Raw genomic sequence first — 12,640 nt, forward strand, 5'->3', positions numbered from 1 at the left:
GGCGCGCACGGCGGTGCTGCAGGGCGTGGCGGGCTGGGTGCCGGGGGAGCCGGTCGGCAACGAATGGCTGCCCGCCGACTGGGGCGTGGACGACGCCTGGGTCCGCCGCCGCACCGGCATCGGCAGCCGGCACCGTGCCGGAGAGGGCGTCGCCACCGGCGACCTCGCGTTCGAGGCGGCCGCCCGGCTGCTGGCCCGCGCCCCGGCGGCGGGTGAGGTGGACGCGGTGGTCCTCGCCACCGCGACCCCCGACCACCTGTGCCCCGGCACCGCCCCCGCGCTCGCGGCCCGGCTGGGGCTCGGCACCGTACCGGCGCTGGACATCGCCGCCGTGTGCAGCGGCTTCGTCTACGGACTCGCCGTCTGTCACGGTCTCGTCACCTCGGGCCTCTACGGGCGGATCCTGCTCGTCGGGGCCGACGTCTACTCGACCTGGCTCGACCCCGCCGACCGTTCGGCGGGTGTCGTCTTCGGTGACGGGGCGGGCGCCGCCCTGGTCGCGGCCGGGCGCCGCGGCGATCCCGGGGAGCTGCTCGCGTTCGACCTGGGCAGCGACGGTACGGGCTACGACCTGATCACCGTCCCGGGCGGCGGGGCCCGCGCGCGGGCGAACGGAAAGCCGGCGGGCCTGACCGACGGCTTCTTCCGGATGCAGGGCGGCACCGTCTACCAGCACGCCGTGGAGCGGATGACCGGCTCCTGCCGGACGCTCCTGGACCGGGTCGGCTGGGACCCGGCCGAGGTCGACCGCTTCGTGCCGCACCAGGCCAACGCCCGGATCCTGCGCGCCGTCGCCGAGCGGGTCGGCATCGCGCCCCAGCGCTGCGTGACCCATCTGGAGCGGGTCGGCAACACCGGCGCCGCCTCCATCCCGCTGGCCCTCGCCGACGCGGCCGACGACGGGCTTCTGCACCCCGGCGACCGGGTGCTGCTCACCGCCTTCGGGGGCGGACTGACCTGGGGTTCGGCGGCACTTCGCTGGCCCGGGACCCCGCAGACCATGTGCACGGAATCTATGGAAGGAACACAGCATGTCGCTCCCCGCTGATCAGGGCACCGAGGCCCGAGCCGGCACCGCCGTCGCGGTGACGGGGGTCGGCCTCGTGACACCCGCAGGGGCGGACGAGCACAGCTTCTGGGAGGGGCTGTGCTCCGGGCGGTCCACCGCCCGGCGGATCGAGGAACTCGCGGGCCTGCCAGTCGACTTCGCCTGCCCGGTCGACGGCATCGACCTGGACGCGGCGGTGGGCGGCCGGTCGGTGTGGCGGATGGCCCGGTTCGTGAAGCTGGCGCTGGTCGCCGCCCGGCAGGCCGTCGCCGACGCCGGCCTCGACCCGGCCCGATGGGACGGCACCCGGGTCGGCGTGGTGCTCGGCGTGGGCGTCGGCGGCGTCTCCGTACTCGTCGACAACGCGGCCAAGCTGGCCGCCTCGGGCCCCGAGGCGGTCTCCCCGCTCCTCGTGCCGATGATGATCCCCAACGCGGCGGCGGGCGAGGTCGCCATCGCGCTGAAGGCGGGCGGCCCGAGCCTCGCCCCCGCCACCGCCTGCGCCTCCGGGGCCACGGCCGTCGCCGTCGCCCGCGATCTGCTGCTCGGCGGCAGCTGCGACGTGGTGGTCGCGGGCGGCGCGGAGTCGGTGCTGACCCCACTGGTGGTGACCGCGTTCGCCCGGATGGGGGCGCTGTCCACCCGTACCGCCGAACCGGCCGCCGCCTCACGCCCGTTCGCCGCCGACCGGGACGGCTTCGTCATCGGCGAGGGCGCCGCCATGCTCGTCCTGGAGCGCGAGGAGGGGGTACGCGCCCGGGGCGGCAGGACGCGCGCCCTGCTCGCCGGGGCCGGCTCCAGCACCGACGCCCACCACCCCACCGCCCCGGCCCCCGACGGTCACGGCGCCGAGCGGGCGGTACAGGCGGCGCTCGACCAGGCGGGCTGGACGCCGGGCGATGTCGACCACATCAACGCCCACGGCACCTCCACCCCCCTCAACGACGCCATGGAGACCACCCTCATCTCCCGGCTCTTCCCGCACCGGCCGCCGGTCACCGCGCCCAAGGGCGTCACCGGACACACCCTGGCGGCGGCGGGCGCGATCGAGGCGGTGGCCACCGTCCTGACGCTGGAACGTTCCGCCGTCCCCCCGATCGCCAACCTGGACGCGCTCCCCGACGCTTTCCCCCTCGACTGTGTGACGAAGGAACCCCGTCTCCGGCGGGTCGAGACGGCGCTCAGTCACTCCTTCGGCTTCGGCGGCCACAACGTCGTACTGGCCTTCCAACGAGCCTGATATACGGGGGCATTTCGGGACGGCGGGGGTGTCCTCGCCGTTCCTTGATCGTTACTTTGTTGTGACCGTACCCACGAACGACGCGGCCTCGCCGTCCACGAACGATTTGCTCACCGCAGTGCTCTTCGGGCCGAACTTCCGCCAGGAGCACGGATTCTGGCGCGGCCTGCTGACAACAGAACCGTTTCGCCGCCCCGGCGGCGGCACCCCCGACGAACGACTCGCCCTCTCCTACCACCGGTTGCGCATCCTCAACAACGCGCTCGACAGCGGCGCGCGGCTGGCCGCCGACCCCCGGGCGCTGGCCGCCCTCCACGAGTGGCTCGGCCCCGCCGACCCGGCGCTGACCACCGTGGCGGGCATCCATTACAACCTCTTCCTCGGCAGCCTCCTCGACCACGACGCCGACACCCGGCGCGACTTGTCGGACTTCCTCGCCCTGCGGCGGGTGGGCACCTTCCTCTGTACGGAGGTGGCGCACGGCAACGACGCCGCGGCCATCGAGACGACCGCGACGTACGACCGCGAACGCGAGGGCTTCGTCCTGCACACCCCGCACGCCGGGGCACAGAAGTTCATGCCCAACACCAGCCCCGCCGGGGGTCCCAAGTCCGGTGTGGTGGCGGCCCGGTTGCTCGCCGACGGCGCCGACCACGGCGTCTTCCTCTTCCTCGCCCCGCTCACCGACGCCCACCGCGCCCTGCCCGGCGTCCGGGTGCGGCGGCTGCCCGCCCGGATGGGCTCCCCGGTCGACCACTGCCTGACCTCCTTCGACCGCTGCTTCGTCCCCCGCGATGCGCTCCTCGCCGGACAGCACGGGCGGATCGGCGACGACGGCCGGTTCCGCAGCGAAGTCCCTAACCGCAGAAGGCGGTTCCTCGCCTCCATCGGTAGGGTCACCCCCGGCAAGCTCTCCATGAGCGCCTGCGCGGTCGGCTCCGCCCGGGTCACCCTGGCCATCGCCGTCCGGTACGCCGGCCATCGGATGATCTCGGGATCGCGTGCCGCCCGGCGGATCCCGGTGTACGCGCACCGCACCCACCACGCCCCCCTGGCCGGAGCGATGGCCACCGTCTACGCGATGAGCCTGCTGCACCGCAGGGCCCTGGACGGCTGGGAGTCGGCCTCCGAGACCGACCGGGGCGAGGCGGAACGCCTGGTGGCCGTCGCCAAGGGGTGGATCACCTGGCAGGCCCGCGACGTCATCGTCGAATGCCGCGAACGGTGCGGAGCCCAGGGGTTGTTGGAGAACAACGGAATGACCGAGCTGATCACCGGCATCGAGGGCGCGATCACCGCCGAGGGCGACAACCTCGCCGTCCACGCCAAGGCCGCCGCCGAGATGCTCTTCAGCGCCACCGACCGGGACACGGCCGACGACGACGGCCCCGGCGACCTGGACGACCCCGCCTTCCTCGGCCGGCTGTTCGCGGCCGTCGAGGACCTCTGGTTCGACCGCGCCCGGACGCGGATGAGCGCCGCCCCGCCCGGCGACCCGCTCGGGCGCTGGAACGCCGCGTCGTCGGCCGCGCTGCGCGGCGTCGAGGCGTACGCCTACCGGCAGGCGGACGAAGCGTACGCCGAGGCGGTCGCCACCCTGCCCGGGGGCGCGGCGCGCGATCGGCTCACCGAGCTGCGCCGGCTCTTCGCCCTCCGGTGGATCGCCCGCAACAGCGGCGACCTGCTCGCCTCCGGACGGCTGACCGCCGATCAGGTCACCTTTCTGCCCGACGCGGTGGAGGAGGCGACCGTCGTCGTGGCCGGACACACCCCCGCCCTGGTGGCGACCTTCGCCCTGCCCGAGCGCCTGATGTCGGACTGGCCGATCGCCGGACCCCGGTACGCGGACGTCTACGACGACCCCGATGGGGCGTGGCACCGGAGCCGCAGGGCGGGAATCCGGGGGCGGGCGGCGGAGTTCCGGCGGCCCGTCTGCGGCAGCCGGAGGCGCCCACTGCGCGAGAAGGTCGCGGCGCTCGGCACCCGTGGGGTCCTCCTGGCGTACTGGGGAACCACATCGGTGCTCTCCCGATGGTTCGAGAAGCCGCAGGTGAGCGTAGATGAATCGGTTCGCCGGAAGGCGTAACCGGAAGATCGTCATCCAGTTATTTCGGGCGGTGGGCGGCACCGGTTTTCCCGCCGCTCGGACGATCTCGACGAACCCGATGAGAGGAATCGCCATGAAGACCATTCACCCCAAGATCACCGAGGTGCTGACCGGGACGTTCAAGGTGCCCGCCCACGAGGTCCTGCCGGAGTCCACCATGGACAGCCTGGAGATGGACTCCCTCGCGGTCGCCGAGTTCGCCGTCATCATCAAGGAGACCCTGGGCGTCGACGCCGACTCCGAGAAGCTCTACAAGGACGCCACGCTGGCCGACATCTCCGCGTACATCGACGAGGCCGTCGGCAGCACGGCGGCCGAGGCGACGGTGCCGGTGAGCAACACCCGATGAAACGACCCGCCATCGCCGTGACGGGACTGGGGATGATCACCCCGGTCGGCCACACCACCGACACCACCTGGGACGGAGTCCGCGCCGGCGTCTCACCCGCCCGCACCGTCCCCGAACTGCAAGGCTGCGCCGTCGACTTCGCCTGTACGGTCTCCGGCATCGACCTCGACGACGCGGTCGGCGGCCGGTCCGCTTTCCGCATGGGCCGGTACGTCAAGTTCGCCCTCCTGGCCGCCCGGGAGGCGGTCGCCGACGCCGGGCTCGACCCGGCGCACTGGGACGGGGCCCGGGTCGCCGTCGTGGTCGGCACCAGCAGCGGAGGATCCGCCGGACTCACCGAACAGGCCGTCGCCCTGGAGCGGCGCGGCCCCGAGGCCACCTCGCCCTCGGGCATCCTGCTGACCATCCCGAACATGCCCGCGGCCGAGATCGCCATCGCGATGAAGGCCACCGGGCCGAGTCTGGCCCCGTGCACCGCCTGCTCGTCCGGGGTGACCGCGCTGTCGGTGGCCCGGGACATGCTCACGCTGGGCCAGTGCGACATCGCCATCGCCGGGGCCACCGAGTCGATCGTCTTCCCCGTCGCCATGACCGGCTTCGCCCGCTCCGGCGCCGCGGCACCGCGGGACGGCGACCCCGCCCGCCTCTGCCGCCCCTTCGCCGCCGACCGGACCGGGATCGTCATGGGCGAGGGCGCGGCGATCATGGTCCTGGAGCGGGCCGATGAGGCCCGCGCCCGAGGAGCCTCCGCCCGAGCGCTGATCGCGGGCGCCGGGGCCACCACCGACGCCCATCACCCCACCAGCCCGCACCCTTCGGGGGAGGTCGCGCGGGCGGCCGTCGACGCCGCGCTGCACGACGCGGGCTGGCGGGCCGAGGACGTCGACCACGTCAACGCGCACGGCACGTCGACCCCGCAGGGCGACGCCACCGAAGCCGCCCTCATCGGCCGGGCCTACCCGCACCGGCCGCCTGTCACCGCCCCCAAGGGCGTACTGGGCCACTGCATGGGGGCGGCCGGCGCCATCGAAGCCGGCCTGACGATCCTCACGATCCAGCACGGGGTGATCCCGCCGATCGCGAACCTGGACGCCCCCGAGCCCGGGTTCGCCATCGACTGTGTCACCAAGACCGCGCGCGAGGTCCCCGTACGACGGGCCGTCAGCCACTCCTTCGGTTTCGGCGGCCAGAACGCGGTGATCGCCCTCCAGACTCCGTAGGGCCTGTCCGAGCGGAATCCGCACAGCCGGTACGGCGGGCCGACCCCGCGCCGTACCGGCCCCGCGGCCGTGACCCGCCGCACCGCGCCCGAGCTGCGAGAAGACGCGTGATAGCTTGCCGGGGCCAGTCGAACCCCAGCGACGGGGTCAGGGAATCCGGTGCGAATCCGGAACTGACGCGCAGCGGTGAGGGGGACGGGCGGGGCCACGGCCACTGGAGCACACGCGTGCTCCGGGAAGGCGTCCCGCCCGGACGAACCCGAGTCCGAAGACCTGCTGGCACCCGCGCCCGCACCGGGGCACGGGAACCGTACGACGGGCTCCGCGGCTGGGCCCAGAGACACAGAGGTCCTTCGTGCTGTCCACGGCCACCCCCGCCCCGATACGTACCGCCGCCCTTCTCGCGGCCGGGCTCCTCCTGCTGACCGCCTGCGGCGAGAGCGGGAGCACCGGAGCCGCCGACGGGAAGAAGGCCGAGGGCTTCCCGCTCACGCTGAAGAACTGCGGGCGCACCGTCACGGTGAAGGCCCCGCCCCAGCAGGCCGTCTCCGTCGACCAGGGGTCCACCGAGATCCTCCTCTCGCTCGGCCTGGCCGACCGGCTCGCCGGGACCGCCACCTGGAGCGACCCGGTGATGAAGGGGCTGGAGAAGGCCAACGCGGGCGTCGAGCGGATATCGGAGAACCGGCCCTCTTCGGAGAAGGTCCTCGACAAGGAGCCCGACTTCCTCTCCGCCTCCTTCGCCTCGACCCTCGCCAAGGGCGGCGTCGCCCCGCGCGAACAGTTCGAGAAGCTCGGCGTCCCGACCTACGTCTCGCCCGCCGACTGCGTCGGCAAGGACAACAGCGGCGGCGGCGACGGAGCCCGCACCGCACCCCTGACGATGGACAGCGTCTACACCGAAGTACGCGAACTGGCCCAGGTGTTCGGCGTCCCCGAACGCGGCGACGCCCTGGTGAAGAAGCTCCGGGCCCGGGTGGACAAGGCCACCGACGGCATCGACGCCTCCCTCCTCTACTGGTTCTCCGACTCCAAGGCCCCCTACCTCGCGGGCTGCTGCGGCGCCCCCGGCGTCATCACCAGGGAACTCGGAGCGAAGAACGTCTTCGACGACACCCAGGACGAATGGCCCCAGATCAGCTGGGAGACCGTCGCCGACCGCAACCCCGACGTCCTGGTCATCGGCGACCTCAGCCGCACCATGCAGACCGCCGAGAGCGCCGAGAAGAAGATCGAGTTCCTGGAGTCCAACCCGGTCACGAAGACGATGGACGCGGTCAAGAACCGCCGCTACGTGCTGCTCAGCGGCCAGGCCATGAACCCCACCATCCGGACCGTCGAGGGACTGGAGCGTGTCGCGGCCGGACTGCGCGACTTCGGGCTCGCGGGGTGAGCACCGACAGCCGTACGGCCGCGAAGACGGCCGACGCGCCGCCTGCCGCCCGCCCGGACGTTCCCGCCCGGGTCGGCGCGCCGGTCACCGTGCTGCTGTGGGGCGGCGGACTGCTCCTCCTCCTGGCCTCCGTCGCGGTCGCCGTCACCATCGGGCCCGCCCGGATCTCCGTCCCCGACGTCTGGTCCACCGTCGCCGCTCACCTCGGGTTCGGCGCGAGTGACCTCAGCCCGATCCGGGACGGCATCATCTGGAACCTCCGCATGCCGCGTACCCTGCTCGCCGCCGTGTGCGGCGCGGGGCTCGCGGTGTGCGGCACGGTGATGCAGTCGCTGCTGCGCAACCCGCTCGCCGACCCCTTCGTCCTCGGCGTCTCCTCCGGCGCCTCCACCGGAGCGGTCGTCGTGGTCGTCCTCGGGGTCGGCGGGGGAGCGGTGTCGCTGTCGGCCGGGGCGTTCGTCGGGGCGCTCCTCTCCTTCGCCCTGGTGCTGCTGCTCAGCCACACCCTCGGCGGCTCCACCGACCGCGTCGTCCTCTCCGGCGTCGCCGCGATGCAGCTCTTCTCCGCCCTCACCTCCTTCGTCGTGATGACCTCCGCCGACGCCGAGCAGACCCGCGGGGTGCTGTTCTGGCTCCTCGGCTCGCTCAGCGGCGTCGGCTGGAGCGAGGTCGCCCTGTGCTCCGCCGTCCTCGCCGTCTGCCTGGTGGTCTGCCTGGCCCACGCCCGTACGCTGGACGCCTTCGCCTTCGGGCAGGACGCCGCCGCCGCGCTCGGCGTGAACGTCGCCCGAACCCGGATCGTGCTGCTGTGCACCACCGCCCTGCTGACCGCCGCCCTGGTCAGCGCTGCCGGGGCGATCGGCTTCGTCGGCCTGGTCCTGCCGCACGCCGCCCGCGCCCTCACCGGCTCCGGACACCGGCGGCTCCTCCCGGTCACCGCGCTCGCCGGGGCCATCTTCCTGGTCTGGGTCGACACCCTCGCCCGGACCGTCCTCGACCCGCAGGAAGTACCGGTCGGCGTGGTCACCGCGCTGATCGGCGTCCCCGCCTTCGTCCTCGTCCTGTACCGCACCCGGAGCACATCATGAGCGTTCCCACGGGCCTGCGCGCCGACCGTGTCGGCCGGGAGGCCGGCGGCCGGCTCATCCTCGACGGCGTCGCCATCACCCCGCCGCCCGGCTCGACCGTCGGGCTCCTCGGCCCCAACGGCTCCGGCAAATCCACCCTGCTGCGGATCCTCGCGGGCCTGCTCGCCCCGGACACCGGCGTCGTCACCCTGGACGGCGACCCCCTCGCCGGTCTCGGCCGCCGCACCGTCGCCCGCCGGATCGCCGTCGTCGACCAGCACGCGGTCACCCAGGTCGACCTCAGCGTCCTGGACGTCGTCCGCCTCGGCCGCATCCCGCACCGGCGCGCCTGGTCCGCCCCCGACCGCACCGACGAGGACGCCGTCTCCGACGCGCTGCGGCGCACCGGGCTCACGGACCGCGCCGGGCAGTCCTGGCACACCCTGTCCGGCGGCGAACGCCAACGCGTCCAGATCGCCCGTGCCCTGGCCCAGCAGCCCCGCGAACTCCTCCTGGACGAGCCGACGAACCACCTCGACATCCAGCACCAGCTGGATCTGCTCGCCCTGGTCGCCGACCTCCCCGTCACCAGCGTCGTAGCGCTGCACGACCTCAACCTGGCCGCGATGTTCTGCGACCGGATCACCGTGATGAAGGCCGGCCGCGTCGTCGCCGGAGGCACCCCGGCCGAGGTCATCACCGAGGAACTGATCAGGGACGTCTACGGAGTGCGGGCGGTCGTCACCCCGGAAGGTCCCGACGGCCGCCCCTCGGTACGTTTCCTGCCGCGCCGCTGACCGGACGGGCACACGGACAACGCCCCCGGACAGCCCGCCGGGCGGACTCGAAACTGCGAGCCCGCCCGGCGGCCGAGGACGTGGGAGCGGCCTTCCGGCCACCTGAGGTCGTGCGGGTCAGCGGCGTCGCCCCTGGCCGAACTCGCCACCGGCGTCCTTGCCGGTGCCCATGTCCTTGCCGTCCGCGTAGTCGATCTTCTCCTTGCGGATCTCGGCCGAGACTTCCTTCTGCTCGGTGACCCGGTTGGTCTCCAGCCGGACCCGCTCCACCGGCACGGCCTCCTTGCGTACGGTGGCGCGTTCCGCGTGCAGTGTGACCTCGACGTCCTGCTCGCCGAAGTCCGTGGTCCCGGTGGTCTTCTCGCCGGGCTGGAGCGGTTCACGGACCACCCGCACCTCTTCGTGGGAGACCGGCACCGTCCGGGTGACCTCCTCGGTCACCACGTACTTGTGCAGCCGTGCCTTGCCGCTCTCGTACTCCTCCTTGCCGACGTGCAGCTGCTCCTCGGAGCGGATCATCTCCTCCTTGCCGCTCATGTCGGCCGCCCGGGACGTGCCCGCACCGGCGCCCGCCAGCGGGCGTTCCGTGGTGGAGGCCTCCGTATCGCGGTGCCTGCCCTTACCGCTGCCTGCTCCTGCCATGCCCGCAGCTCCTGTCGTTCCCGCGCCGGCCATCCCGGCGCTCGTCCCGGCGGTGGTCGCCTTCCCGGTCGCCTTGGCGGTGGGGGGCGTTCCGGTGCCCCGGGCCGCGCCCGCGGCGCCTGCGGCACCCGCCGCGCCCATCGCGCCGGTCCCGGCGACGGTCGGCGCGTCCGTGCCGCCCGGCCGGTTGTCACCGAGGTTGCCGGACTTCCTGCTCAGGCCGTAGTGCCGGTACAGCTCCTCCTCCTCGGCCACGGAGAGGTGCGCGTCCGCGTCCACCCGGGGCGCGTCCTTGACGCTCTCCTTCGGATGGGCGACGTGCAGGTCGGAACCCACTCGACGGGCTCCGGCGAGCGGGACGAAGCTCTCCTTCATACCGAACATGCCGGTCTTGACCGTGATCCAGTCGGGCTTGCCGGTGTCGTCGTCGACGTACACCCGGCCCACGCTGCCGACCTTCTCGCCGTCGTTGTCGTACACGGTCAGACCGTCGAGTTCTCCGGAATCCGTGAAACCGTCAGCGGCTCCCATAACCGATTCCTCCTCTCGGGCACGCCCTGTGGTTGGCTCCACCGGAGGTGGCGCGTCCGGATTCCATCGCGCCTCACCCGCTTGGACGCTGCAACCGCCCGCCCGCCCCGATCGTGGCTCCGGCAAGCCCGGTGCGGGGCCCCGGCCCCGCGCGGCGGTACCGGGCCGCTCCGGATGGCGTTAGGCCAATCGGGTGAGCGGCCGGGGCTCGCATAGGATCGGCGGACCGTGGCGGCCGCAGGGCGGACCACCGCCGACCCGCCGAGCCACCAGGGGTGCGCCATCTCTTCCGTACGTCTCGGGCTGCCCGCGCAACGCGGCGAACTGCGCGACCGGCGCGAGGACGGGCACCACCTCCACCACCTCGTGTGGCGGCTGGGGCCGGGCGTGCGGGTGTGCAGCAGCGCGGTCCTCGGCGGGGGCATCGGCTCCCGGGCCTGGATCCTCAACGCCCAGGTCCCCGGCGGCTACCCGCGCCTCGACCCGGACCGTCACCTCGCCGAGATCGCCGCGGCGGAAGGGCTCTCGGGCCCGGGTGCCGGGCTGATGACCGCCGCCGACGTCGCCGCGTACACGACCGCCCGGGACGGCGGCGTCACGGCGACCGTCACGGCGGGCCTCGGCGTACGGGGATGGGCGGCGGCCCCCCACGGCGACCGGGCGCCCGCGTTCCGGCCCGGCACGGTCAACATCGTCGTCACCCTTCCCGCCGCGCTCTCCGACGCCGCCCTCGTCAACGCCGTCGCCACCGCCACCGAGGCCAAGGTCCAGGCCCTCCTGGACGCCGGACTCGACTGCTCGGGCACCCCGACCGACGCCGTGTGCGTCGCCGCCCCCGAACCGGGGCCCCACGGCGGCGAGCCCTTCGCCGGACCCCGCTCCACCTGGGGCGCGCGGATCGCCCGCGCCGTGCACGGCGCCGTACTGGCCGGAGCCCGCCCGGCCGCGTGACGGGGCCGGGTCCACCACCGAAGGGGTTCAGGTCACCGTCACCGGGTGCCGCACCACCGCGTCGAACAGATAGCCCTGGGTGTTGTGCGCGGTGGCCACCGGCTGCCTGCGCCCCGAACGGTCGGTCGCCCTCGCCAGCAGCACGGCGGGCCCCCGCTCCCTCGGCACCCAGTCGGCCGTCCACCGGACCCAGCTCCCGGCCCGCGGCTCGTCCCGCAGCCGGGCCGCCCGCCAGCGCGCACCCCCGTCGGTGCTGACCTCCACGGCCCGTACGGGCGCCCCGCCCGACCAGGAACGCCCGGTCAGCAGCGCACGCCGGTGGGCGGGGAATGCGGCCCCCGGGGCCAGCTCGAAGGCGCTCTTCAGCGACTGCCGGGTCAGCGGCGGGCTGCCCTCCGGCGGATGCCCGGGGCCGAACAGCCGGTAGAGGCCCGTGTTCCACGGGGTGAGCAGCGGCTCGGCGCTCACCTCGATGTCGCCGACCCACTTGATGTTGGCGATGCCGACCCACGACGGCACGATCAGCCGGACCGGACGACCGTGGTCGGGCGGCAGCGGTTCGCCGTTCATCTCGTACGCGAGCAGGACGTCGTCCAGCGCCTTGGCCACCGGCAGCGGGCGGCGCACCCGGCCCAGGTTCACCCCGTCGGTGACCACCTCGGCGTCGAGGCCGCGCGGCAGCACGTCCACCGCGTGCCGCCCGATGCCGGCCCGGCGCAGGACGTCCGCCAGCCGCACCCCGCGCCAGCGCGCCGTGCCGATCGCCCCGAGCGTCCACGCGGTGCCGCTGACCGTCTGTCCCTGCTGCGAGGTGAAGTAGCTGCGGCCGTTGCCCGCGCACTCCACGAACGCGGTACGGGTCACCTGCGGCAGGGCCAGCAGATCCGCGAACGTGAAGTCCACCGGGCCGCCCCGCAGCCCGTCGCCCCACACCGTCAGCTTCCAGTCCGCCCGGTCGATGCGTGGGGTGGCGGTGTGGTTGCGGACGAAGAACCGGTCGGCGGGGGTGAGGAGCCCGGTTTCGCGGAGGGCGGCGAAGTTCGTCTCGGCGTTGGTGCCGCGCAGCGTGAACAGCTCCGGCGGCAGCGGCTTGACCACGCCGGGCAGCCCGTCGGCCGCGCGGGCGGGTGCGGAGACCGAGGCCAGCGGCACGGCGGCGGAGGCCGCCGCCACGAGTTTCAGCAGGTCGCGGCGGTCGATCCCGGCCGAACGCGCCCGGCCGCGGGACCACTGCCGCATCCGTATCCGGTCGTAGACGTCCTCGGTCGGCACCGGGCTCATGGCAACTCCTTGTG

At 73.8% G+C, this 12,640-nt stretch carries 11 protein-coding genes and 1 riboswitch; of the genes, 9 read left to right on the forward strand and 2 right to left on the reverse strand.

The features are described from left to right. Positions 1 to 13 precede the first annotated feature (13 nt). From IE134_RS23575 to IE134_RS23610, 8 genes are all read left to right on the forward strand, one after another. On the forward strand, positions 14 to 1,048 hold the full coding sequence (locus tag IE134_RS23575) for a beta-ketoacyl-ACP synthase 3 (protein WP_189431616.1): 1,035 nt from the start codon (positions 14 to 16) through the stop codon (positions 1,046 to 1,048). Further along, on the forward strand, positions 1,032 to 2,288 hold the full coding sequence (locus IE134_RS23580; protein ID WP_098018546.1) for a beta-ketoacyl-[acyl-carrier-protein] synthase family protein: 1,257 nt from the start codon (positions 1,032 to 1,034) through the stop codon (positions 2,286 to 2,288). The genes IE134_RS23575 and IE134_RS23580 overlap by 17 nt, the downstream gene beginning before the upstream one ends. A 61-nt stretch (positions 2,289 to 2,349) precedes the next feature. Further along, a complete protein-coding gene (locus IE134_RS23585) occupies positions 2,350 to 4,374 on the forward strand; it encodes an acyl-CoA dehydrogenase family protein (protein WP_030712982.1) in 2,025 nt (674 codons plus the stop codon). Positions 4,375 to 4,468: 94 nt separating this feature from the next. Then, positions 4,469 to 4,744: an acyl carrier protein gene (locus tag IE134_RS23590; protein ID WP_010061703.1), complete on the forward strand. Its 276-nt coding sequence runs from the start codon at positions 4,469 to 4,471 to the stop codon at positions 4,742 to 4,744. Then, positions 4,741 to 5,964: a beta-ketoacyl-[acyl-carrier-protein] synthase family protein gene (locus IE134_RS23595; protein WP_126932456.1), complete on the forward strand. Its 1,224-nt coding sequence runs from the start codon at positions 4,741 to 4,743 to the stop codon at positions 5,962 to 5,964. Before IE134_RS23590 ends, IE134_RS23595 begins: the two co-directional genes overlap by 4 nt. A gap of 108 nt (positions 5,965 to 6,072) precedes the next feature. Further along, positions 6,073 to 6,259: riboswitch (cobalamin riboswitch) on the forward strand. Between the two features lie 60 nt (positions 6,260 to 6,319). Beyond that, the gene (locus IE134_RS23600) at positions 6,320 to 7,357 is read left to right on the forward strand and encodes an ABC transporter substrate-binding protein (RefSeq protein ID WP_189431618.1); all 1,038 of its coding nucleotides are present in this window, start codon (positions 6,320 to 6,322) and stop codon (positions 7,355 to 7,357) included. Continuing rightward, positions 7,354 to 8,445, forward strand: a complete 1,092-nt coding sequence (locus tag IE134_RS23605; RefSeq protein WP_030712991.1) for a FecCD family ABC transporter permease — start codon at positions 7,354 to 7,356, stop codon at positions 8,443 to 8,445. The genes IE134_RS23600 and IE134_RS23605 overlap by 4 nt, the downstream gene beginning before the upstream one ends. Then, complete coding sequence (locus IE134_RS23610; protein ID WP_030712995.1) at positions 8,442 to 9,221, forward strand: ABC transporter ATP-binding protein; 780 nt, start codon at positions 8,442 to 8,444, stop codon at positions 9,219 to 9,221. Before IE134_RS23605 ends, IE134_RS23610 begins: the two co-directional genes overlap by 4 nt. 117 nt (positions 9,222 to 9,338) lie before the next feature. On the opposite strand, the gene IE134_RS23615 is transcribed toward IE134_RS23610, so the two are convergent. After that, positions 9,339 to 10,394 carry a PRC and DUF2382 domain-containing protein gene (locus IE134_RS23615; protein ID WP_030712998.1) on the reverse strand — a complete coding sequence of 352 codons (1,056 nt, stop codon included), beginning with the start codon at positions 10,392 to 10,394 and terminating at the stop codon, positions 9,339 to 9,341. Positions 10,395 to 10,676: 282 nt separating this feature from the next. On the opposite strand from IE134_RS23615, the gene IE134_RS23620 reads away from it, so the two are divergent. Next, complete coding sequence (locus IE134_RS23620; protein ID WP_229823718.1) at positions 10,677 to 11,345, forward strand: adenosylcobinamide amidohydrolase; 669 nt, start codon at positions 10,677 to 10,679, stop codon at positions 11,343 to 11,345. Between the two features lie 27 nt (positions 11,346 to 11,372). On the opposite strand, the gene IE134_RS23625 is transcribed toward IE134_RS23620, so the two are convergent. Then, on the reverse strand, positions 11,373 to 12,626 hold the full coding sequence (locus tag IE134_RS23625) for a sulfite oxidase (RefSeq protein ID WP_098896158.1): 1,254 nt from the start codon (positions 12,624 to 12,626) through the stop codon (positions 11,373 to 11,375). Positions 12,627 to 12,640: the final 14 nt, after the last annotated feature.

Source organism: Streptomyces rubiginosohelvolus (assembly GCF_014649875.1).
In the GTDB taxonomy this organism is placed as follows: domain Bacteria; phylum Actinomycetota; class Actinomycetes; order Streptomycetales; family Streptomycetaceae; genus Streptomyces; species Streptomyces rubiginosohelvolus.